The sequence below is a fragment of the Vibrio galatheae genome, from assembly GCF_000967545.1.
Classification (GTDB): domain Bacteria; phylum Pseudomonadota; class Gammaproteobacteria; order Enterobacterales; family Vibrionaceae; genus Vibrio; species Vibrio galatheae.
This window is the reverse complement of the sequence record NZ_JXXV01000036.1, coordinates 1-23689: the sequence shown is the minus strand read 5'-3', so window position 1 is coordinate 23689 and position 23689 is coordinate 1. Positions and strand designations below refer to the sequence as shown.

The 23689-nt window shown below is 45.6% G+C and carries 21 protein-coding genes; 8 read left to right on the top strand and 13 right to left on the bottom strand.

Annotated elements, in window-relative coordinates; all coding sequences use genetic code 11:
- Nucleotides 1-2: 2 nt before the first annotated feature.
- Nucleotides 3-1373, bottom strand: coding sequence for an MATE family efflux transporter (locus TW81_RS17645; protein WP_045957062.1), 1371 nt, complete (start codon nt 1371-1373; stop codon nt 3-5).
- A gap of 138 nt (nt 1374-1511) precedes the next feature.
- On the opposite strand from TW81_RS17645, the gene TW81_RS17640 reads away from it, so the two are divergent.
- The gene (locus TW81_RS17640) at nt 1512-2123 is read left to right on the top strand and encodes a riboflavin synthase (RefSeq protein WP_045957061.1); all 612 of its coding nucleotides are present in this window, start codon (nt 1512-1514) and stop codon (nt 2121-2123) included.
- 23 nt (nt 2124-2146) lie between these two features.
- On the opposite strand, the gene TW81_RS17635 is transcribed toward TW81_RS17640, so the two are convergent.
- Nucleotides 2147-2350, bottom strand: a complete 204-nt coding sequence (locus tag TW81_RS17635; RefSeq protein ID WP_045957060.1) for a CPXCG motif-containing cysteine-rich protein — start codon at nt 2348-2350, stop codon at nt 2147-2149.
- Nucleotides 2351-2601: 251 nt separating this feature from the next.
- Nucleotides 2602-3468 carry a fructosamine kinase family protein gene (locus TW81_RS17630; protein WP_045957059.1) on the bottom strand — a complete coding sequence of 289 codons (867 nt, stop codon included), beginning with the start codon at nt 3466-3468 and terminating at the stop codon, nt 2602-2604.
- 342 nt (nt 3469-3810) lie between these two features.
- Here TW81_RS17630 and TW81_RS17625 point away from each other — a divergent pair, with 342 nt between their 5' ends.
- Nucleotides 3811-4155, top strand: coding sequence for a DUF3802 family protein (locus TW81_RS17625; RefSeq protein ID WP_045957058.1), 345 nt, complete (start codon nt 3811-3813; stop codon nt 4153-4155).
- Nucleotides 4156-4167: 12 nt separating this feature from the next.
- Here TW81_RS17625 and TW81_RS17620 read toward each other — a convergent pair whose 3' ends face one another.
- Nucleotides 4168-4683 (bottom strand): NlpC/P60 family protein, encoded by a 516-nt coding sequence (locus tag TW81_RS17620; RefSeq protein ID WP_045957057.1) that lies wholly within the window; start codon nt 4681-4683, stop codon nt 4168-4170.
- 83 nt (nt 4684-4766) lie between these two features.
- Here TW81_RS17620 and TW81_RS17615 point away from each other — a divergent pair, with 83 nt between their 5' ends.
- Nucleotides 4767-6797 carry a methyl-accepting chemotaxis protein gene (locus TW81_RS17615; protein ID WP_045957056.1) on the top strand — a complete coding sequence of 677 codons (2031 nt, stop codon included), beginning with the start codon at nt 4767-4769 and terminating at the stop codon, nt 6795-6797.
- A gap of 54 nt (nt 6798-6851) precedes the next feature.
- On the opposite strand, the gene TW81_RS17610 is transcribed toward TW81_RS17615, so the two are convergent.
- Entirely contained in the window at nt 6852-7640 is a 789-nt protein-coding gene (locus tag TW81_RS17610; protein WP_045957055.1) for a sterol desaturase family protein, read from the bottom strand.
- Between the two features lie 69 nt (nt 7641-7709).
- On the opposite strand from TW81_RS17610, the gene TW81_RS17605 reads away from it, so the two are divergent.
- Both TW81_RS17605 and nagK read left to right on the top strand, forming a co-directional pair.
- Nucleotides 7710-8450 carry a tRNA-uridine aminocarboxypropyltransferase gene (locus TW81_RS17605; protein ID WP_045957054.1) on the top strand — a complete coding sequence of 247 codons (741 nt, stop codon included), beginning with the start codon at nt 7710-7712 and terminating at the stop codon, nt 8448-8450.
- Between the two features lie 144 nt (nt 8451-8594).
- Entirely contained in the window at nt 8595-9503 is a 909-nt protein-coding gene (gene nagK, locus TW81_RS17600; RefSeq protein ID WP_045957053.1) for an N-acetylglucosamine kinase, read from the top strand.
- 69 nt (nt 9504-9572) lie between these two features.
- Here nagK and TW81_RS17595 read toward each other — a convergent pair whose 3' ends face one another.
- The 6 genes from TW81_RS17595 to TW81_RS17570 all read right to left on the bottom strand — a co-directional run bounded on the left by TW81_RS17595 (nt 9573) and on the right by TW81_RS17570 (nt 14602).
- Nucleotides 9573-9839, bottom strand: a complete 267-nt coding sequence (locus TW81_RS17595) for a DUF2960 domain-containing protein (RefSeq protein WP_045957052.1) — start codon at nt 9837-9839, stop codon at nt 9573-9575.
- A gap of 60 nt (nt 9840-9899) precedes the next feature.
- The gene (locus tag TW81_RS17590; protein WP_045957051.1) at nt 9900-11669 is read right to left on the bottom strand and encodes a bifunctional molybdopterin-guanine dinucleotide biosynthesis adaptor protein MobB/molybdopterin molybdotransferase MoeA; all 1770 of its coding nucleotides are present in this window, start codon (nt 11667-11669) and stop codon (nt 9900-9902) included.
- Nucleotides 11659-12252 carry a molybdenum cofactor guanylyltransferase MobA gene (gene mobA, locus TW81_RS17585; RefSeq protein WP_045957050.1) on the bottom strand — a complete coding sequence of 198 codons (594 nt, stop codon included), beginning with the start codon at nt 12250-12252 and terminating at the stop codon, nt 11659-11661. The genes TW81_RS17590 and mobA overlap by 11 nt, the downstream gene beginning before the upstream one ends.
- Nucleotides 12253-12345: 93 nt before the next feature.
- Nucleotides 12346-13074 carry an energy-coupling factor ABC transporter ATP-binding protein gene (locus tag TW81_RS17580; RefSeq protein ID WP_045957049.1) on the bottom strand — a complete coding sequence of 243 codons (729 nt, stop codon included), beginning with the start codon at nt 13072-13074 and terminating at the stop codon, nt 12346-12348.
- A gap of 7 nt (nt 13075-13081) precedes the next feature.
- Nucleotides 13082-13780 (bottom strand): ABC transporter permease, encoded by a 699-nt coding sequence (locus TW81_RS17575; RefSeq protein ID WP_045957048.1) that lies wholly within the window; start codon nt 13778-13780, stop codon nt 13082-13084.
- A gap of 6 nt (nt 13781-13786) precedes the next feature.
- A complete protein-coding gene (locus tag TW81_RS17570; RefSeq protein WP_045957047.1) occupies nt 13787-14602 on the bottom strand; it encodes an ABC transporter substrate-binding protein in 816 nt (271 codons plus the stop codon).
- Between the two features lie 258 nt (nt 14603-14860).
- Here TW81_RS17570 and TW81_RS17565 point away from each other — a divergent pair, with 258 nt between their 5' ends.
- Both TW81_RS17565 and TW81_RS17560 read left to right on the top strand, forming a co-directional pair.
- Nucleotides 14861-16309, top strand: coding sequence for a sigma-54-dependent transcriptional regulator (locus TW81_RS17565; RefSeq protein ID WP_045957046.1), 1449 nt, complete (start codon nt 14861-14863; stop codon nt 16307-16309).
- Nucleotides 16299-18329 carry a sensor histidine kinase gene (locus tag TW81_RS17560; RefSeq protein WP_045957045.1) on the top strand — a complete coding sequence of 677 codons (2031 nt, stop codon included), beginning with the start codon at nt 16299-16301 and terminating at the stop codon, nt 18327-18329. The genes TW81_RS17565 and TW81_RS17560 overlap by 11 nt, the downstream gene beginning before the upstream one ends.
- Nucleotides 18330-18350: 21 nt before the next feature.
- Here TW81_RS17560 and TW81_RS17555 read toward each other — a convergent pair whose 3' ends face one another.
- Together TW81_RS17555 and TW81_RS17550 are read right to left on the bottom strand one after the other, a co-directional pair.
- Nucleotides 18351-19232, bottom strand: a complete 882-nt coding sequence (locus TW81_RS17555) for a mechanosensitive ion channel family protein (protein WP_045957044.1) — start codon at nt 19230-19232, stop codon at nt 18351-18353.
- A gap of 1 nt (nt 19233) precedes the next feature.
- On the bottom strand, nt 19234-21576 hold the full coding sequence (locus TW81_RS17550) for an ATP-binding protein (protein WP_045957043.1): 2343 nt from the start codon (nt 21574-21576) through the stop codon (nt 19234-19236).
- A 223-nt stretch (nt 21577-21799) separates the two neighbouring features.
- On the opposite strand from TW81_RS17550, the gene TW81_RS17545 reads away from it, so the two are divergent.
- Complete coding sequence (locus TW81_RS17545; protein WP_045957042.1) at nt 21800-23392, top strand: ABC-F family ATPase; 1593 nt, start codon at nt 21800-21802, stop codon at nt 23390-23392.
- The last annotated feature ends 297 nt before the right edge of the window (nt 23393-23689 follow it).

Genomic DNA, 23689 nt, shown 5'->3' with positions numbered 1-23689 from the left:
AATTATTTTGATGCTAACTCTAGCTGTACTTGGTCACCGAGCTTATGCATCCATCTCAATCGAATACTCAGCATAGCAGCAGCAGATGATAAACCAATAATGAAGCCCATCCAGAAACCTTGAGCGCCCATAGGCTCAACGAGCCAGTCTGTCATTGCGAGAATGTAGCCCAGCGGTAGCCCTAATATCCAATACGCGATAAAGGTACGGTTGAAAATCGCTGCCATATCTTTGTATCCACGTAGTGCACCCGCAGCCACAACCTGAACCGCGTCAGCAACTTGATAAATGGCGGCGAACAATAGCAGTTGCAGCGCAAGATCAATAACGCCGCGATTATCTGTATATAAGAGGGCCACCTGCTCGCGGAACAGGACGGTTAGCAACGCCGTTACCAATGCCGTTGCCACCGCGACAATCACACCGACTCGCGAGGCAATGGTCGCACCCTCGACATTTGACTCGCCAAGGCGATGACCAACGCGAATACTGGTCGCTGCACCAATACTCATTGGTAGCATAAATACCATTGACGAGAAGTTTATTGCGACTTGATGCGCTGCGACAACCAAAGGGCCTAACGGCGCAACCAATAAGGCAACCACTGCAAATAAGGTCACTTCAAAGAACATCGCAGCGGCAACAGGAAAACCGAGCTTTAAAAGCTTAATGAGTGCTTTTAAGTTGGGTTTATGGAATTGTCCAAATAGATTTACTTTTGCCAGTCGCTGCGATGTCATCACATAAAACAGCAACATAAGGAACATCACCCAGTACACGATAGCTGTTGCAACGCCACAACCAACGCCACCTAACGCTGGCGCGCCAAATTTCCCATAGACAAAAATCCAGTTTAACGGAATGTTCAACAGCAGGCCGACAAAGCCAATCACCATCGCAGGTTTAGTCAGTGACATACCGTCGGTTAAACTGCGTAATGCTTGGAATAACAAGAACGCAGGCACGGCAAAGATCACCGCATGCATGTAACCGATGGTTTTACTTGCCATCAAAGGTTCGACGTTCATTAAATTAAGAATGGATTCTGTCTGGAGTAAGACAAGGCCTGTCGGTATCGAAAGTAGCAATGCCATTGCTATACCTTGCTGTATTTCAAATGGCACTTTGTGCTGTTTACCTGAACCGTTAAGTTGTGCCACCACAGGTACCAGTGCCATCAATAGGCCGATACCAAATAATATCGATGGTAGCCAAATGCTCGCTGCAATGGATACGGCGGCCATATCCGTTGCACTGACGCCACCAGCCATGACAGTATCGACAAAGCCCATGCCTGTTTGTGCTACCGAGGCAATAAGTACCGGTGTTGCGAGGCGGACTAATGAATTGGCCTCTGTTTTATAACGCTGCAAGAAAAACTCCAAACTTTGATGGCCTGAACCACTAGCGGATAGGGCGAACGAACGCTAGCGAACAAAAGAGAAAATGATTGTGCGTGATAATAAAGAAATGTCACACTAAGCACCATGAAAAACTCGCGGAAATGATCAATGTTCACAGGAATTGTTCAAGGAATGGCGCAAGTCGTTGCTATTGATAAAAAACATAACTTTCAAACTCATACTGTAAAATTAAGTGATGAAATGAGCCAGGGTTTGTCGATAGGTGCTTCTGTAGCACATAACGGGTGCTGTTTAACCGTGACTCAAATAAATGGTGATTTGATCAGTTTTGATCTGATGCAAGCCACATTGGCACTGACCAACCTTGGTGATTTAACCATTGGTGATTCAGTCAATATTGAACGCGCGGCCAAGTTCGGTGATGAAATCGGTGGCCACTCTATGTCTGGACATATCTCTCTAATGGGGGAGGTGGTCGAGGTCATTGATACCCCCAATAATCGCACAATTTGGTTCTCTCTTCCTCAAGAGCAAATGAAGTACGTGCTAGCGAAAGGCTATATTGGCTTAGATGGCTGTTCGTTGACGATTGGCGAGGTCAACGAAGCGTCTTTCTCCGTTCACCTAATTCCTGAAACGCTGCAACGCACACTCTTTGGTCAGAGAAAAGTCGGAGACAAAGTCAATATCGAGTTTGATCCGCAAACACAGGCGATTGTTGATACCGTGGAGCGCTTATTAGCCGATCGAATCAAGTAAAAAAGCGCCGCTAGGCGCTTTTTTTAAAAAATTTGTTCGTCGTCTGCGTCTATGAGAAGGTCTATCTTGTCCATTTGCTCATTGACTGTCATGCTTAAATGAATCGCATGGCAACAAGCAGGGCAATCATCATAAAAGTTTTGGCTTCCATTTGAAGCATCTAATGTAAGACTTATTGAATGTCCGCAGTGGGGGCATGAAACCATCTTTTCTGTATATTTTCTCATCACATTTTTCCTTACAACTTATAGAAAACGAATGTCTAACTGCTTCCCTGAAATCAAGGATAGCCCCTGTAGACGTCTCTATTTTAAGCGGAGAAGTTTCTATTCGACATGAATTAAGTACAAAATTTGACTCGAGTAAGGAAATCAGTTTTCCGTTGCCGCAAACTTCACTATTGATAATGAAAACATTTGACAACGAAGAAACTGAGTTATTGTAACTTATTGTATTATAAGTGCTAAATCATTCATATTTAATATGAAAGAATCTGTTTTATTAGTCGTTCTGATTGATCTAAGTAGTGACCGCCAAATTGATTGTAGTGGTTAAGCAGATGATACAAGTTATAAATATCTTTCCGTTCGCTGTAGCTAAAATCGAGCGGTGCAATGCTTTCGTAGCCTTGATAAAACTCAGGTTGAAAGCCTTCAAATAATTCTGTCATGGCGATATCACACTCGCGATCTCCCCAGTAACAAGCCGGATCATAACAAATCGGACCGAATACCGAGTTAGCAACGTTGCCATGCCAGAGATCACCGTGCAGTAAAGAAGGTTTCGGCTGGTGGCTGGCTAAACGGTCATGGACTAATTCTGTAAACTCGTTTATATCAGTAAGGTTAATGCCTTTCTCTCGCAACAATTGGAGTTGCCAACCGATTCTTTGCTCGGCAAAAAATCGTGCCCATTTTCGGTTCCAGCGATTGGGTTGAAGGGTTGCGCCGATGAAGTTATCTTGATCAAAGCCATATTCCTTTTGATCTCCCCATTGATGTAATCGCGCCAACTGCTGACCAAACGCAAAGCTATTTTTGCTGTCGTCGAGTGGCTTTGTGGGTAGATAGTTAAGAATAATGAACGAGTGCTCCTTCGATTTTCCGGTTAAAATCAACTCGGGGACAAATACCGTGTTGCTCTCGCGTAAGATTCGAATATTCTCTGCTTCTATCTCATATTTAGGCAGAAAACTGCGCTTGTTTACCTTAATAAAATAGCGTTGTTCGCCATCGGAAACCATGTAGCAATCACTAATATCGCCACCATTCACTTTTTCCTTTTCAACAATTTCATAAGAAAACATCAAGGTTTCAGAAAGCTGTTTAGAAATGGCTTGCCACATAGTTCATCCTAGAGTTAATTGCCGTTAACAATAGTGTAGAAGATGCTTGCGCTGAATACTGATTCATAGTGCAAAAAATTCAACCATTTAGACTGATTGCGAATCAACAAGGTGAAAATGTGACCTAAGTCGATTCTCGTGCGGGGGTAAGGGCGAAGATCGATAATTTTATCGGCGAACCACCTTCAATTACTTTGAAGCTATGCTAGCTTTATTCAAGTCAGGCACCTGAATTTGTGCAGGAAGTCAGCAACCTACTCGGCTTTGGTTGTAACTATTGATTGATATGACTTAGTATTAAAGATGTTAGTCAACGACATAAATTTATAACGGAGATGAGCTGTGGTTGTTGAAACCGATGGTTATTTGGCTTTAATTGAGCATTTGGCTTTTAATCTTGATGTGTTCGCTTCTGATGAAGGGGACACTGGGACAGAAAGCGTGGAAGATGTCGTTACTGATATGGTCGCGAGCAATATTATGGCGATTTTTGAACAAAACCCTGAACTTCATTCCAGCGTACGTTTCAAGCTATTAAAAGAAGCCGATTCGGTGGTGGAAGATTTAAGTGAAGTGCTCGCTGGTGTGTGGGCGAAACCCGCAACCAATGGTCAAATCAGCTTTTTGGATGAGTACATTGCCTTGGTTAAAAATTTGTTCGATTCCGCGGTGGCGAAATACGACTGACCCGCGTAGCACTCAATTGACCTCAGGCGAGTAACTTACTCGCCTAAAGTGCCAATATTTCGAAGCCCAGTAAGGGTTATCGAGTCTTGAAATGATCACCCCTTTCGATGTTGAAGCATGCATGAACAGTTGGTTACCCAAATAAACGCCAACATGTCTCACTTTTGGCGCGGTTTTAAAAAATACTAAATCCCCAACGTTGGCCTGCCCATACTCAATTTCCTGTCCTAATTTAGTTTGCGCCAACGTAGTGCGGGGAAGTTGTAAACCGAGTGCTTTGCTATATGTTGTTTGGACAAAAGCAGAGCAATCGATACCATTTAGAGCGTTTCCCCCTAAACGATAAGGCGTGCCTTTCCATACCTTATACACATCAAGTAATGAATTTTTTGTGATCGCTTCGTGTGCAGAGAGCGGCTGATTCAATTGTGCACTAGATTCAAATTTGGGCGAAGTACTACACCCAGTAATCACGAGGCAAATGATAATGACTTTGAAGTGAGCCGCACAAATTTTTAACTGCTTCATTTATCCCCTCAGTGAAATCTAAGTGTAACAATACAGACATAATATGCCCGACTGTAAAGTTAAGTACTAGGACAATATTCCAAATGGAAACGCACAATAAAGGTAAATTTAAGTTGTCACTGATACAAACGATCAGTGCTGTATTTGTTACTATCACCTTACTTGTCATTCTACTCTCTGTCACCAGTATCAAGGGTCTCGAACGAATTAACTTTCAGTTTTACGGGCTATCAGAGCAGGCACTTCCACTTGCACTGACTAATGCTCAATTGACGCAAAATATTTTAGAGCAGGCTAAGCAGCTCAGCTTTCTGACGCAGACGCAGGATCAGGTAACGTTAGCTGCGCATCAGGATAAAATCGCGCTTTTAGAGGCAGAAATCGAACAACTTACCAAGCAAGTTTTCGCCGTTTCATCGCACTTTAGTGAGGCGATTTCACAGCAACAAACCGAGCAGCTAACACAGTCCATTTTAGAGTTGAACACTTTGACGGCTAGCGTAATTGATACGCAAAGCAACATCATCACAAAGCAGCAACAAATCGACTCTGAACTTGATGGCTTCCGCTATGGTCTGGGTTCCGTTGGCCCAGAGATGAACCGCATCGCCTCGTTTCTGGTCGGCGACAACCCAGAATCAGCCGATGCAGCAAATCGATTTATTGCTAATGTAAGCTCAATGGAAAGCTCGTTTGTGCAATTGATGATGCATACGGATCTCACCAAGGCGCAAAATGAATTTCGTGAAATAAGGAATCGATTGGCAGGGATCAATTTAGCGTACGATGATTTTAAAGAATGGCACCCAGATGTGGTTGACTTCGCCAGTCTCACAGCGGGTTATGACATGGTATTGTCGGGGTTTGAAAACGATGGTGTGGTCGATCAAATTTTAGCCAAGCTTGAACTTGCTACCAAACAGTCGAGCCAAGTTGAGCAAGTCGCGCTGGTAGCGAACCAAACTATTGAGACGCTAAATCAAATCTCTTCTACCGCCGAATCTTTAATTCAAGAGAGCCAAAACGTTGTCACCACGACGATGCAGACTATTACTTACGTTTTGCTTATCAGTGGTGGCGTGCTAGTTGCGGTTGTTCTGATCGCTTGGCTGCTACTTCGTCAGTGGATTAATCGTGGGCTGAAAAACATCTTAAACAATCTTAATAAAATGACCTCGCACGACTTAACCGGTCAGGCGCAGCTACTTGGCCCGTTGGAGATGAAAGAGATTGCAAGTAAGCTTAATCAAGTTATGGCTTCAACCAATGAATCTATCGCAACAGTCACTCGAAACTGCGAAACCCTCTATCAAACCGCAGAAATCAGTCATGGCGCAGCGGAGCAGTCAAATCAGAGTTTAAGTGAACAGAATGAATCTTTGGCTAGCATGGTTACCACGATTACTCAGTTAGAAGCTTCGATTCGTGAAATTTCGAGCGTCACTACTGAGTCATACGAAGAATCTAAATCGGCCTCCGTACTTTCTAGCCAGGGTGTCTCGGCGATTGAAGAGAATCAGGCGCGTTTGCAAGCATTAGAAAACACATTAAACACCAACGAGTCTTCAATGGTTGAGCTGGATAAGCGAGTCAAACAGATCCGTGAAATGGTCGATTTGATTTCTGGGATTGCGGAAAACACCAATTTACTCGCCCTAAACGCAGCAATTGAAGCGGCGCGAGCAGGAGAGCAGGGCAGAGGCTTTGCAGTCGTTGCTGACGAAGTACGTAAGTTGGCCAGCGACACGTCCACTCAAACCACTCAAATACGCGATCGCATGAATCAATTGGTTGGCGCAGCAGAGCGCTCGAGAGTGGCCGTTGAGGAGTCACGACTTGAAATGGCCAACGCGTTGCAGTCGAGCGAACAGGTTAAAGCGACCTTCGTTAATATCGAAACTGCTGTTGAGCATATTAAGGCGCGCGTGGAACAGGTTTCTGTCGCCACTGAAGAGCAAGAGCGAGCAACGGCTCATGTCAGTGAGTCGATAACTCGTGTGTCTGAGCAGGGTGAGCAGACGAAACTGCAACTGGAATCTATGGTTGAGAGTTCCGAACAAGTCGCTGATATTGCTGGTCACCAACAAGCGATGCTGCACAAATATGTTGTGTAAACAGCGAGTTAGAATAAGCTGTGACGAGTGAAAAGGGAGCGAGATGCTCCTTTTTTACTGCTTCCTAAACGGCTGGGTGAGCATTTTATCAAGGCGTTGCTCTTGAGCGGTTTGGAAAATGGGCAGGCCTATTTTTACTTTATCGTGCCCCTGTTCAGGTTGCGCCCGGTAGGTGTTAAACCCGCGATCCCAAATCGATAAAAAGAAACCAAAATTAGAATGGGTTTCTTTGCTGATGACAGAATGATGTACTCGATGCATGTCAGGTGTCACAATCACTTTTCGCAGCCATCGATCAAGCTTAAGCGGCAGGTAGGCATTACTGTGATTAAACATGGCACTGGCGTTGAGAATAACTTCAAACACCACTATAGCCAGCGGTGATATGCCAAGCGAAATAGCCAAAGCGACCTTAATCCACATCGATAAAATGATCTCAATCGGATGAAAACGCGTGCCAGTGGTGACATCAATATCTTGGTCAGCATGGTGCATTCTGTGCAGGCGCCATAGTATTGGTACGCGATGAAACACAAGATGCTGCAGATAAATTGCAAAATCGAGCAAAATCACCGCCAAAACAATTTCAGCGTAGAAAGGTAACGCGAGTTGATTGAATAAGCCCAGATGATTGTCGGATGCATAGATGGCCGCTTCAAAGGCGACAATCGGCATTAACATGCTCAAACATAGCGAGTTAAAAGCAATCAGGCCAAGATTATTTAACCAACGCCAACCTTTATTTTGGGTAAGTTGTTTACGCGGCGTCACCCATTCCCATAATCCGCACAAAATTAGCACAGAGAGAAAGAAGCTCAGACGTATCATCTCGGGGTTTTGCATTGCCTATTCCTTGCAACTGTTGGTGGGGTGAGTAAACTGGCTCGCCTAAATCATTATCTACGATCAGCCATGAGAATCCACGCCTTTCATCATCTCTACCATCAACGTTTAGCACGTTCAACCAAACCCTTTGCTGCACGCGGGAGTAAGGTGGTTCGATGTCGCTACTGTCAAGTGGCAGAGAAAGACTGCTTGTGCGCTTACCAGCCCGATATTGACAGCGATGTTGCCGTAATGCTGCTGCTATCTGACAATGAGGTTTTCAAACCCAGCAATACCGGCCGTTTGATCCTTGATGTTGTTAAAAATGGTTATGCCTATCAATGGAGCCGAACCGAACCAAGCGCAGAGATGCTCAGCGTACTCAACGATACTAAGTATCAGCCGATAGTGGTCTTTCCCGAAGAGTATGTAGCTGACTCAAGTAGACTGATTGAACCTAATGTGGCCGCGCTGTGCGAGGATAAAACTCCGTTGCTGATCTTTCTTGATGGCAGTTGGCGAGAAGCACGCAGAATGTTTAATAAGTCGCCTTATTTAGACTCCTTGCCTGTTATGTCAATTAGCCCCGACTCGGTTTCTCAGTACATGATGCGTCGCTCTGACAATGAACAACACCTCGCCACTGCAGAGGTCGCCAGCTTAGTGTTTGGTGCATTGGATGAGCAACAACTGTCGCATACATTGGCCACTTGGTTTGCGGTCTTTCGTGAAAGCTATATGAACAGCAAAACTCGTAATAGGCCAGATGAGACAAGGCCAGCACTGAATCATTTCATCAATCAGATAAGAAACGAGAAATTCCTCTAATTATTGGCATCTGGTTGTACAGACGCTGCGCACTTAGCCGCACCTCAAGCTTAAATCTCGACTAAATCACAGTTTGTAGGCGTAGCTATATGGATAATGCATCAATTAAATCAATTTTTTGAGTTATTTTCTGGGAGAGAAGAGATGTACTACGGCTTTGACGTTGGTGGCACTAAGATTGAATTTGGTGCATTTAACGAACAACTGGAGCGAGTTGCAACTGAGCGAGTACCAACGCCAACGGATGACTACGCGCTATTGGTTGATACGATTGCGGGTCTGGTGAATAAATACGATCAAGAGTTTGGTTGCGAAGGTAAAATTGGACTTGGTCTTCCAGGAATGGAAGATGCAGAAGACGCTACCGTGCTGACGGTGAATGTTCCTGCGGCAAAAGGTAAGCCACTACGTGCAGATTTAGAAGCGAAGATTGGCCGTAGCGTAAAGATCGAAAATGATGCCAACTGTTTTGCTCTCTCTGAAGCTTGGGACGACGAATTGAAAGATGAGCCTTCTGTCATGGGCTTAATTCTTGGCACCGGTTTCGGCGGTGGTTTGGTTTACAATGGTACAGTCTTCTCTGGCCGAAACCATGTTGCTGGCGAACTTGGCCATATGCGTTTACCAATTGATGCTTGGTTCCACCTAGGTGATAACGCTCCGCTGCTTGGTTGTGGCTGTGGTAAAAAAGGCTGTTTAGACAGCTACCTGTCGGGACGTGGTTTTGAGTTAATTTATGCTCATTACTTTGGTGAAGAGAAGAAAGCGATCGATATTATTACTTCGTACCAAGCGGGCGAAGCTAAGGCGGTTGAGCATGTCGAGCGCTTTATGGAGTTGCTTGCTATCTGTTTCGCCAACATCTTTACTGCCAATGACCCGCACGTGGTTGCGCTAGGTGGTGGTCTGTCAAACTTTGAACTGATCTATGAAGAGATGCCAAAGCGTATCCCGAAATACCTGCTATCTGTCGCCAAGTGTCCAAAAATCATCAAAGCTAAGCACGGTGATTCAGGCGGTGTCCGTGGTGCTGCTTTCTTAAACATCAAGTAAAAAGTTAACACCTCAAATACAAAGGGCTGCGTATGCAGCCCTTTTTGATCAATTTGCTAATCGCTCATTCTAGCTATTTTTCTTACCCACACCTAGGTTCTCTTTCTGCTGTAGAGTGATACGACCAAAGCCAAGCTTTTTGAAATGATTATCACGATAGTTTCTGACCGCTTTCGTATCCGATATCGCTTCGATTTGTTGCTCCATCTTCAAATAGCCTGAGATATCAATGCCTTCTGCTTCTGCTACCGCTTCATGAATATTTCGGTGCTGTTGGTAAGAGAAGGTCAGCGTTTTCTCTTCTTCCTTATAGGTGTATAGGATTGTGCGAGCCATAAATGTGTCCAAATCGATAAAACGAAACAGGCCAGCTAGGCTGACCTTGTGCTTGAAGGGTTAGATTCTGCCTTGAAGTGGGATGATTGTCACGCTTTCACCGACTTTTACTATATCAATTGACGGTGCAATCTCGATCAGGCAGTTTGCTTCACTCATTGAGCGTAAAATACCAGAACCTTGTTTACCTGTGGTTCGAACAGTCAGTTGTCCATGTGAATCTAACTGATAAACCCCGCGACTGAACTCGGTACGTCCTTGGCGAGAGCGCAGTGGCTCGCTGGCGATAGCGCTTAACTTAAGCGGTTGCCAGCCTAGTTGGCCTTGCATCTTACGCAGCGCTGGTTCGACAAAGTTGATAAACGAGACCATAACTGCGACGGGATTCCCCGGCAAACCGAAAAAGGGTTTCCCCTCAATTTGACCAAAAGCGAGCGGGCGACCAGGCCGCATATTGATCCGCCAAAAATCAATTTGGCCGAGTTTTTCCAATGCAAATTTAATGTAGTCCGCGTCACCGACAGACACTCCACCTGAAGTAATGACTACATCGGCTTGGCTCACTGCATTTTGCACTGCTTCAATCATCAAAGATTCATCGTCCTCAATGATACCCAGATCGAACACCTCGCAGCCAAGATTTTGCAGCATCCCAATTAAGGTAAAACGATTGGAATCATAAATGGTGTTCGATTGCAGTTCGCCACCGGGTGCTTGAACTTCATTACCCGTCGAAAAAATTGCCACTTTTAAGCGACGAGTCACATTACAGGACGCAAAGCCGAGTGATGCCAGCATCCCCATTTCGGCAGAGCCGATGCGCTGCCCAGTTGAAAAGACTTCGGCGCCTCTGGCCAGATCTTCCCCCGCTAAGCGCACGTTCTGTCCAACCTTCGCACTCGCCGTGAACGTTACTGATTGACCAGTTTGCTTGGCCTGTTCACGCATAATTACCGTGTCAGCATTGGATGGGGTAGGTGCGCCTGTCATGATCTTTACTGCTTGCCCTTTGCCAAGTGGTTGCTCATAAGCCTCTCCAGCCATCACTTGTGCCGCAACCTCAAAACTTTCCAAGCCAATGTCTTCGCCGCGAATGGCATAGCCATCCATGGCTGAGTTGGTATATTGAGGCACATCTATTGGTGAGAGTATATCTCGGGCTAAAACTCGTCCGAAAGCACGTTCGATGGCGCACGTTTCTTGCTCGGCAATCGGGCTGACCAAGTTGAGGATCTTATCTCGGCCTTGTTCGACAGATAAATAAGCGGGCGAAAGGGTATCGCAACATGCCGCGACGTTTTTATCTACATCTTGGGCACTATTAACGTAATCGAGGACAAACCTTGCTATCGCATCAAGATCGTTGATGTCCATTTGTGGCAAGAGGCAGCTTTCAACCCGAGTGTCGGCAGCAATCGCGATAATATTACCATCATTGTCATACAGCCAAGGTTTACCTACGGCCTCGCGATGAAGTTCTATTTTAGGGAAGGCAATGTTCTTACAACCTTCGACTAAAATCACATCCAGCTTGTCGCAATCGAAACGACTTAGCAGGTAACTAAATTCTGATTCTTGCTCTGGTGTCTCTGTCATTAGAGCAAATCGGTTACGCGAAGAGATCACCATTTGGCTGGCGCCTACTTTTCTTAATCGATAACTGTCTTTGCCGGGCTTATCAACATCAAAATTATGGTGCGCGTGCTTGAGCATGCCAACCCGCAACCCTGCTTGCGTGAGTTTTGGCATTAAAGCTTCGAGCAGGGTTGTCTTTCCGGTACCTGAATAAGCAGCGAAACCTAAAATAGGAATGGGTAAATCAAATATCATCGCGGATGGTTCCAAATTGGGCCAATTCTTCGGGTGTGTTTAAGTTAACAAAGCAGTTGGGTGAGTCACTAAAATCGACGTATTGAGTGCTGCATTCTTGGTAAAGCAGGATGATTTTTCGGTCGCCACGTTCGAGAAATGCCGTCAACTTAGGCAATACACGCTTATGGTAGAGAGTGAAGACGGGTTGTTGATGCTCTCCGTCATGAGCAACAAGAATATCAGTGTCGTTTCTTGCAGCCTGACAAAAGCGCTCAACTAAATCTGGATTAATTTGTGGGCTATCGCAAGGCACAAAACCTACCCAGTCTGTGCTGGCATTAACCAACCCAGCATGAATGCCACCCATAGGGCCAGGAAAGTCTTGAAATTGATCGGAGAAAACCGGTGCAAACACTTGATACGCATCTTGGTTGCGGTTGGCGTTAATCAAAATGTGCTCAGTTTGCGGTGATAGGCGATCAATGACGTGTTGAATCAGTGGCTTGTCGTTGAGTAGCACTAGACCTTTGTCTCGTCCTCCCATGCGACTCGCTTGACCGCCAGCTAAGATTATCCAACTTGTCTGTCTTGATTGAAGCATAGATGAAGTCTTTGACTCCTTATGTTATTAATTTTGGAACGCTAGCTAATTTTCGATACCGACAGGATCTGAAATGTAAAATTACCCTATTGTTTAGCGCAATTTTAGCTTAACGTCATGAGACTTGTCTTTTAAAACAACGACATTGCTAGAGGTTCGCTCATTGTTAGCGTACTCTGTGAGCTGATGCGCGTGAATTAGCCACTGCTTGTTACACAGTGCAGTAAGAGCGTTCTGCTGATGGCTGGTAATCACCAAACTCGCGCCGCGTTCTAGCAGGTCTTTTGCCATCGTCACTAGGCGCTCGATAGATTCTTGGTCAAGCGAAGCACTTGGCTCATCCATCAGTAGAATCGAAGGTTTGAGTATCCAAGCTCTTGCCATTGCAACGCGTTGTTTTTCACCACCAGACAATACAGAGATATGTTCGTCAGCTAAGGTTTCTAAGCCTACCATGCGTAATGCTGTGATAACTTGCGCTCGCTTATCTTTTGTTGCGTCTCGTTCAAATCGCTGCCCATAAGCGACATTTTCATAAACCGAACCATCAAATAAATAGGGGGACTGGTGAAGATAGATAACGCCTTTACGGCCGGTGCGAGAGAATAGGCGTTGCAACCAAGTATCACTAGGCGCAGTCACCACGCCCGTAGTCGGTTTGATTAACCCAGATAGTATTTTTAACAAGGTGGTTTTGCCCACACCATTATCACCTTTGAGATAGATAGCGTCGTTAGGACCAATGGAGAGACTCGGGATGTGAAACAGCACACGTTGTTTGAAACGCATCGAGAGTTGCTCGGCTGTGATTTTTATTGTCATCGTTCGCCTACGTCCTTAAATAGCCCTTGCCGCGCATGCTGGTTAACATAAAGTTGAGCACGAGGGCGAGCGTCAACAAGACAATGCCTAGCGCCACACCTTGTGCAAAGGCGCCTTTGTGGCTTTCCATCGCAATCGCTGTCGGAATGTTACGCGTGATGCCCATAATATTGCCGCCCACCATGGTCGAGCAGCCCACTTCTGTCACGATACGCGAGAACGCCGCAATCGCCGCCGCAAGCAAAGGAAATCGGGTCTCCCATATCATGGTAGCGACAGTACGTGGCACCGAAGCACCGAGTGTTATCGAGGTTTCAATCGCGCGTCGGTCACTCGATTGCAAAGCCCCGTGCATCATCGAAACCAGAACTGGAAAACCAATCAACATTTGCCCGACAATCATTGCCTTTTGAGTGAACAGCATCTGCCAATCTCCCAGTGGACCTGCGCGAGACAGCAACATATAGAGTAGCAAACCTATCACCACGGTCGGGATCGCTTGGAGGGTATTGATCAATGACAGCAACAACCACTTGCCTGTAAAGTCGCTATAAGCCAAGACGAATGACAATAGTATGGCTGGAAACAGCACTATAGAAATCGCCGAGACCGAGACGCTGAAGGAGACCGCGACGATCTCCCACAGCTCTTGGTCAAAACTGACCAATAAGGCTAGTGCATCAAGGGTTGTTTGCCACAGGTTCATTCAGCGTTATAGCTCGTTCGCATTGGCAACGAACAATTGTTTACCGTTGAGTTTGAACTCATTGATCAACTGCTGACCCTTGGCGGTAACTAGCCAATCACTGAAAATTTTCGCTCCTTGGTAGTTAATGCGCGGGTAACGCTGTGGATTGACCAGAATCACTTGGTAAGGGTTAAATAAATTCTTATCGCCTTCAAATAGGATCTCGAGATCAAGCGTATTGTTGTAAGCAAGCCAAGTTCCACGGTCTGTCATGGTATACCCTTGCATCTCATTGGCCATGTTTAGGGTTGGCCCCATACCCTGACCAACGCTGCGATAGCCTGCAAAGTTGGGCTCCATTTGAGTTTGTTGCCAGATGCCTTTTTCTTTTTTGTGTGTGCCAGAGTCGTCACCGCGAGAAACGAAGGTAGAGTCACTTGTTGCGATGCTTTTAAATACCTCGGCAATATCTTTTTGCTGCGCCACCTTAGCTGGGTCAGCGTGTGGGCCGACGATGACAAAGTCGTTGTACATCAATTTACGCGGCAACACGCCAAATCCTTGCTCGACAAAGTTAGCTTCCGCCTTAGGTGCATGGGTCATCACCAAATCCACATCACCGTTTTCGCCCATTTTTAATGATTTGCCAGTACCAGCGGCAACCACATCTACCTTGTAACCTGTGTCTTGTTCAAACTCTGGTAACAGGTAATCTAACAGCCCTGAGTGATAAGTGCTGGTTGTGGTGGCTAAACGTACGTGTTGAACCTCTTCGGCAGAGGCTGAGTAACAAAACAGGCTGAGTGAGGCGGTCGCTAAGGCGACAGTAATAGCTTTCATAGTGTCATTAATCCATTTTTGCCACTTGGGCTTGATAAAAGTTAACAATGTGAGCCTATGCGATTAGATTCATTCTATTGGCTGGTTCGCATAAATAGCAATCTTAATGCCAAGAATTAGTCACTGTTTTCAAAGGAATTTTGCATGAGGTGAGTCACTAAAGTTTGATGACGGACAAAATGTCTCACATTTGTTGGGTCGTGGCAGAATAAAGTTGGTACACTCTGTCCTAATCACCATAATAAGAAAGTGGGTATCATGCCGACATCAACCAATCTAAATAAAGCCACACAATATCAAGCCTTTGCTGTTCTCGTTGTCGATGATGAAATAGGGATGCAAACGATCCTTAATAAAGCGCTAAGCAAATGGTTTTCAAAAGTGGATTGTGTCGGCAGCATTGAACACGCAGAGGAGCTGCGCTGCACAAACCACTATGATCTGATAATTTTAGATATCAATTTGCCGGGTCGCTCTGGTATTGAATGGGAAGAAGCCTTTACCGATCCCGACAAGAAGGCCGATATCATATTCATGACAGGCTACGCGGATCTCGAAACAGCCATCTCGGCGCTTAAACTTGGTGCATCTGACTTTATCCTCAAGCCGTTCAACTTAGAGCAGATGTTGCAAGCAGTGCAGCGCTGTGTTGACAAGCGGTTGGCGCAAAGACATCAATTTGCGCTACGTCATGAATTTAAACGCCACATTGCGACAGATATGGTCGGTAGTTCTGAAAAGACTGCGCAGCTAAAGCAACTGATTGCCCAGTTTGCGCCATCGCGAGCTTCGGTATTAATCGAGGGCGAATCAGGCACAGGTAAAGAGCTGGTGGCACGGGGAATCCATGAAGCCAGCCAACGCAGTGGTCCTTTTGTCGCGATAAACTGCGGTGCGATAGCCCCTGAGCTGCTTGAGAGTGAATTGTTCGGTCATAACGCTGGTGCCTTTACCGGCGCGAAAAAAAGCCGCGAGGGACTATTTCGTGTCGCAAGTGGCGGAACCTTATTTTTAGACGAAATCGGTGAAATGCCTCTGGCTATGCAGTCAGCCTTGCTGCGAGTGTTAGAACAAAGAACCATTCGCCCTGTTGGGGGAGAAAAAGAGATAGCTGTCGACGTAAGAGTTGTGGCAGCAACCAACCGAAATTTGCAGCAGGAGGTTAGTAAAGGAAGTTTCCGCGCCGATCTGTTTTATCGCCTGAATGTGCTTAAGATCGATGTCGCACCACTTAGAGAGCGTAAAGCTGACTTAATCGACTTGGTGCCGTTTTTTACTAAAATGCTCGCCTCTGAGTTAGGTATGCCAAATCCCAACTGGGCCCATGAAGATATTCTCGCGATGAGAGAGTACGACTGGCCAGGCAATATTCGTGAGCTGAAAAACTTAATCGAGCGTTGCATTCTGCTAGGCAAGCCGCCTGCGCATTATTGGCGTGAAATCCATGGCGATACGCTGAAACCTTCGGTCACTCTATCGGTATCCAGTGGCGCTGAGGTCGTCGAGCTGACGGGAAGTCATTGGCAAAATGAGGGATACCCGAATAGCTGGTCGCTCAAACAAGTGGAAAAAGCTCATATTCAGCAGCTAGTTGATCATCATGATGGCAACAAATCAGCCGCCGCTCGCGTTCTTGGGGTAGCGCGTAAAACGTTAGAGCGTAAATTCAAAGAGTGGGATAGTGAGGAATCAAGCTATGCCGAATAGTCCCAATATATGGTCAAAATGGCGCTATCGATTCAAAACCATGGTGCGTTATCGGTTGATGATTTTAACCTCTGCACCGATTGTATTAACGCTGCTTGCACTGATTGGTATAACGATTTATTGGTCTATCCATTACACTTGGCAAAGTGCCCTTGTCGATGTATCAGAACGGCTTGGGTTCGCTGAAAACAGCATTGCGCTTATTCAAGAGAAACAAGCCAATCATGTTAAGGCCTTTGCCAGTTCATATCAGTTTATTCGCCGCGCACGTCAAGCTAATCTCGCGGACTCTGATTTGGAGATATGGGTCGCCCAGCAAAGAGAGAAGTATAAACTCGACTTCCTCCGTTTTCATCGTGTTGACAGCATAGACAATAAGTTTCGTTTTATGGATCTCACTCATCGAGAATCTTTTTTTGATGTCTTATCAGAACAAGAGCTGCTTGAGTTGGACACAGGTCTCGCGGCTCGGGCGCAGACGCCAATCGTTGGTAACGATAGCGTCGAAAAACGCGGTTTGGTCAGTCGAACTGTGATTCCAGTACGAAATGAACTCAACGACATCATCGGTTTTCTTGATGGCGGTCTACTGCTTAATAACAGTACCGGTCTGGTCGATGCGATACGTGACCTTATCTATCCGTCTAAGCAAGATCACCTCCGGCCTGTCGGTACTTTAACGGTGTTTTTGGACGATCTGCGCATCAGTACCAATGTTCCGTTAGACAGCAACGATCGACTTGGACGCGCAATCGGCACGCGGGTATCGGACGAAGTTAAGCAAACCGTGTTGATTGAAGGGCATGATTGGACCAACCTAGCTTTCGTCTATGATGCTTGGTACATCACCGCATACACTCCGCTGTATGATCAATACAGCAACGAAATCGGCATGCTTTACACTGGCTATTTACTGTGGCCGTTTATCGCGACCTACATGACCAATATTGCTGAAATCTCAATCACGACTGTGGTACTGCTGCTGCTATCGAGTTTGCTTGTTTATCGAGGTTCGCGCGATTTGTTTGTGCCTATTGAACATATTCATCGGGTCATTAAACAAATACAGTTAGGCAAAGAGACCCGTATTGGGCCGCTCGGTCTTGATGATGGCCATGAACTGGCATTGCTAGCTAAGCAGTTTGACAACATGCTTGACCTACTTAAACAGCGCAACACCGAAATTCAGCGTGCTGCCGATGAGCTCGAATGCAAAGTGCATGATAGAACGGCGAGCCTTAAAGAGAAAACCCAACAGCTTGAGCTGCACATTCAACTGCTCAATCAAACCAGAGATAAACTGGTGGTGAATGAAAAACTGGCTGCGTTGGGGGAGTTGACCGCGGGCATCGCGCATGAAATTAATAACCCGACAGCGGTGATACTTGGCAATGTTGAATTGATCCAATTTGAGTTAGGCGCTGACTCAGCGCGAGTGAGCGAAGAAATAGATGCCATCCACGCTCAAATTGATCGCATTCGTAATATCACACGCAGTTTGCTGCAATACAGTCGCCAGGGTGGTGTACAGGATGAGATCACTTGGCAACACATCAATCCCATCATTGAAGAGAGTATTACTCTGGTCAAAACAGGATCGAAAAAACGTGAAGTCCAATTTGATACTGCGTTGAATGCTGAGACGTGTGTCGAAGTCAATCGCCATCAACTGCTACAAATATTGGTTAACCTGCAGATGAACGCGATTCATGCGATGAGCGGAAAGGGAAAATTGACCATTTCAAGTGAGGATTGGGTTGAAGATGACAAAACATGGGGCGCGGTGATTCATGTCCAAGATGAGGGCTGCGGTATTAAGCCAGAAAATTTGAAGCGCATTTTTGCCCCCTTCTATACGACTAAGCGGGAAGGCACTGGTCTTGGCCTGTCGGTATCGCAAAGTATTTTGAGCCAATCCGGCGGAGAACTTAAAGTGAGCTCTGAATATGGCAAAGGCAGCCAATTCAGTATTTTTCTTCCAGAGCGCGCCGAACCTGAGCTTAAAGTCATGAATCTTTAAGCTTTGTGTGCAATGGATACGTTAGGGCTGGCTCTGGACGGCGATCTGAGGCGGTTTAATCGAGTGCTTTCTAAATTCCTTCATCACTCTTAGCGTAATGTCGGTTTCAAACAGTTTTTCGTAAGTAGTGTCAACCACATACGCTTTGCACGTCAGTTGAATAGCGAGGTAGTTATCTGTGATGGTTTGCTTAACAAGTACGGTGACAGGTTTGGGCAGATGAATATAGCGACTGGAAGAGGCCGCTTCTTGAATTAGGTCTCGGGCGAGGGTGATGTCTTCATCCATTCCGATGAAAAAGGGGATCACCACCTGCATATCTAAAGCGCCGTAGTTGCCACTGACAGTGACCTCATTCAAAAACTTGTTGTTCGGGATAGTGATGATGTCATCGTTTAAGGTACGCATCCTGACTGAGCGTAAGCCAATCGTAATAATGTCACCATAATTGCCCTCAAACGTGACGCGGTCACCAACTTGAAAGGGACGATCAACCATAACGGTCATGCCAGCAATGAAAGAAGCCGCTAAGTCCTTAAGCGCAAAGCCGATTGACACCGCAAGCGTCCCGCCTATCAAAGCGAGAATTTGATCGTTAATGCGAAAACTCAACATGAACACCAGAATACCTGCTCCCATGTAGATAAAAAACTGCATGAAAGACTGTAGCTTTTGCAGAGGTAGACGATATTGAGCGAATTGCCCGCCGACACTTTCGACCAGTGAATTCATGAACTTGAGTAACAACCAAGTCGCGGCGATAATCACCAGTGAAAACAGCACGCCACTCCATCGAACCAAACTTGCGATTTGGGCAATGTTGTCGACACCTGTTGTTGACTCAGACGCAAGCGAAGTCGCACAAAACATTAACGCAAAAAGAACAGATAAATATCGAATCATACTACTTCACCAATAAATGTTGACGGTCTAAAACGTTGGTAATGTGGCGAAACCAGTGGTCTGAAATTTTCGCTTTGTCTTCCGACCACTCTATATATCCGCGGCTTTGAAAATAGCGCAGTATGCCGGTGATTTCGGCAATGGTAAGCTGGGTGCACTCAGAAAGAATATCGGGAGATGCGATCTCAAGTTGTAGAATAGAGCGCAGCACCGCCAACATGGGTTTGGGCATTTTCTCTAATTCCTGTGACTCGGGGGTACTGAACAGTCGTACATAGACTTGTTCTGTCTCCTTATCACGATGCAGAGAAAAGCGGAAAAAGCGTAGCGCTACCGTGGGGTTGCCGTCGGAGTAGTGCCATAAAATACGATAAAACCCTTTTTTCGCCCGCTGCTCTTCGGTTGAGTCTTCTTGATCCCATTGTTTTGGTACCGATAGCCCTTCAAAGCTCAGCGGATATTGGTCGTCTTGGTTGATGCGAGTATCCAGTAGCTGGCCGATTTGTCTTTCTGACCAAGGGGGCAGAAACGAGACTAAATCAAACAACAAACGTTCGCCTCTCGCTCTATCCACAAAGCGCCAGCTTGCTTTCTCGATAGCAAACACCACGCGATGATTTTTGCGTGAACGGCGTAAAAGGTTAGTGATGCGAATAAGATCACTTAGCCCACCAACCATAGGCCGGACTAAGCGCTGGCTGTTATCGATCGCGATTAAAAAGGTAGAGTCGCTTTTGCGTAAGTGGGCGAGTACTTGTGTGTCGCTCGCGTCTTCGTCAAGACCAATACTGACGGCTAAATGTGTCAGCAGAGCGCTGTAGCCAGCATAAGGGCAGTTTAAGTAAATTGGCTCGGCATTTTTGACGCGATTGAGCAGTGACCTAAGTAAAGTTGTCGTTCCGACGCCACGTTCGCCCGTCACAACGCATACCGCTGGACTATCGGTGAGCAGATACTTGGAAAGTTGTTTGATTTCCTCATTTGCATAATCAATCAACTGGCTGTCACTGCTGCCGGGAAGCACATAATTAAATACCGCGTCACCGCGCAGGCGTACGAGCTGATTATTGAGGTCACTATTGGTTTGTTTGGCGACTTCGACCCGAAAAAGATACGCTAGTGCCTGACGGAAGAATTGAAAGTGAGACAGGGCAGCGATCACTTTATGTTGGATTAGCTGCAGCAACAGCCATATCGACGCGAGAGCTGTTGCGACGATATTGACTAAGAACGTCTCTTTTTTTGCTTGTGCCCATTGAATCCATACAGGACGCTCGGCTATCTGCTTCACGCGCTCAAAAACGGTTTCTCGCCACATATAAAGGGCAGAAATCGTCACCAAAACGAACCATAAAAGCAGCGCGCTGTGGATCCAATAATAAATCGTCCCTTTGCCTAAGGTACGAATTGAAATTTGCAGTATGACCCCGGCGAATATGATGCTCCAAACATAACGGCGAATGGTTGATAAACGCAGTGCCGTCAACATTGGATTGGAAGTGCGGCTATTATGATAAGTAAATTCTAAGATAAAGCTGATCGTTATAGCGCCGCCTAATATCCACCAAGTGAAAATTTCTAAGATAATGAGATGCTGCAAACTGGCGATCTCTGCCAGTACCCTTAGTGATAGGGTAATCGTTATCAACCAAGCTAGTGCGATATTCGCTCGGCTTAAGTACCACAAAGAGCGAACCCAAATGGGGGGATTGGAATTGCTTTCTAGTGATGAGCTCTTGAATGATTGGATGATTCGTGAATTATTCGCAAGCCACCAGATTAAAGTCAAATAGATGAACATTACTTTAACGCCTGCCCAGATGACTGGCACGGGCGATATTAATAGGTCTTTGAACAGCGCCTGAAAGCTGCGTACTTGGAAATGAATCAAATATTGAATGTTGAGTTTAGTTTGGTACAGCTCTCCTTTAAACTCAGTGACGCCGAGGGGACCGAATCCTGTTAAACGGTTACGTGTCGCGGTGTCGGATAACTCGAGTAAGCGCTGTTTACTTTGCGCTAAGCTCGACAAGGTCAGGTAACTGCTTTGTACATCAAACCATGCGTTTTCAGTTCCCGTAACACGGTAGTTTTTCAATTGGTTGTCAAAAATAGCTCGCTGCTTAGCTTGTTCGTGGAGAGCAGCATTTAAAAGTAACTCAACTTTCTGTGCTTCGCTGGTGGTTATGAAAAGTGGATCGGGTAACTGTTCGACTTCATGACTTATATCGCTAGCCACTGACGAGGCAGACGGCGTAGGCGCCAAGTCATAATCCCACTGCGCGTGAGCATAAGTCGCAAGAAAGGCGATGCCCACCAGCAATAAACGTATCGTATAGCTCATGAAATCTCTTAAAACTTATAAAGTTAGAGTTAGTTTAGCAAGAATGGTGCTGATTGCGAGCCAATTGAGTCGTACTTAAACCGATTCGCAAATGTGATGACGTTTTCAGAAGTGAATTTTCGTTGTCATCAAGTGTTCATCGAGCAAAGCTAAAACAACACTTGAAGTTATTAGCTTGAAGCAGTAGTGTGGCGCGGTTTTTCACATTAAATAGGTAACGACATTGATTTCCACTAACAACATCACACAACAATTTGGCGCGAAGCCACTCTTTGAAAATATCTCTGTTAAGTTTGGTGAAGGTAACCGTTACGGCCTTATCGGTGCAAACGGCTGTGGTAAATCAACGTTTATGAAAATCCTAAGTGGTGAGCTTGACCCAACGGGCGGTAATGTAAGTTACGATCCTAATGAACGCGTTGCCAAACTGAATCAGGATCAATTTGCTTACGAAGAGTTCACCGTTATCGATACTGTGATCATGGGTTACAAGGAACTGTGGGAAGTAAAAAAAGAGCGTGACCGTATCTATTCGTTACCAGAAATGAGTGAAGACGAAGGCATGCTGGTGGCTGATCTTGAAGTGCAGTTCGCTGAAATGGACGGCTACATGGCCGACGCCAAAGCGGGCGAATTGCTACTAGCGGTGGGCATTCCTGAAGAGCAGCATTACGGATTGATGAGTGAAGTGGCCCCGGGCTGGAAACTGCGCGTTCTATTGGCTCAGGTTCTGTTTGCTGACCCTCACATCATGCTACTTGACGAACCAACCAACAACCTGGACATGGATACCATTCGCTGGCTAGAAGATACGCTAAACCAACGTAACTGTACCATGATCATCATCTCGCACGACCGTCACTTCTTAAACTCAGTTTGTACTCACATGGCTGATTTAGATTATGGTGAACTGCGTGTTTATCCGGGTAACTACGACGAATACATGACCGCAGCCTCACAAGCTCGCGATCGACTGTTGTCAGACAACGCAAAGAAAAAGGCGCAGATTGCTGAATTGCAGACCTTCGTTGCTCGTTTCTCGGCTAACGCATCGAAAGCAAAACAAGCAACGTCTCGTGCTAAGCAAATCGATAAAATTCAATTGGCTGAAGTTAAAGCATCAAGCCGCCAAAACCCGTTCATTCGTTTTGAACAGTCTAAAGAGCTGTTCCGTAATGCATTGATCGTTGAAAACTTAAGCCAAGGTTTTGAAGACGATCTGTTTAGCGACTTCAATGCGATTTTTGAAGTTGGCGAGCGTGTCGCTATTATCGGTGAAAACGGCGTGGGTAAAACCACACTTCTTAACACTTTAGCTGGTGTGCTTGAACCGCGTACTGGTGAATTTAAGTGGTCGGAAAACTCAAATATTGGCTACTATGCGCAGGATCACGCGGAAGACTTCGCAGAAGACCTCAATCTTATGGATTGGATGGGGCAGTGGCGTCAGGAAGGTGATGATGAGCAAGTCATACGCAGCTTCCTTGGACGAATGTTATTTTCGCAAGATGACATCAAAAAGTCAGTCAAAGTACTTTCTGGTGGTGAACAAGGTCGCATGCTCTTAGGCAAGTTGATGATGCACAAACCTAATATGTTGCTAATGGATGAACCAACCAACCACATGGATATGGAATCAATTGAGTCACTTAACACGGCGCTTGAAAACTACAAAGGCACACTGTTTTTCGTGTCTCACGACCGTGTATTTGTTGACTCTTTGGCGACACGCATCATCGAGATCAAAGACAACAAGATTAGTGACTTTAAGGGCACGTATTCTGAATTCCTTAAATCACGCGGCATTGAAAACTAACGACGATAACCGCACATAATCTTCCGAGCCTCATAGTGTAAACTATGAGGCTTTTTTATATTATCCGAACTCTTAAAACTATGTATAGCTGTACATAAAAGCCACTAACCCGTGACCTAAACATCTATAGCGATTATTTCTGCATTTTGTCCCGCACTTGGTATAGAGTTCTCTAAGTTGTTGTGAAAAAGGTTATTTTTTGGGTATAAAGATACAGTGTAGGAAAAATGTAGAAGAGTTCAGCAGTTTTATACAGATTTTTAATGTCTAAGAACTGTTATGTGACAGGTATGAAAT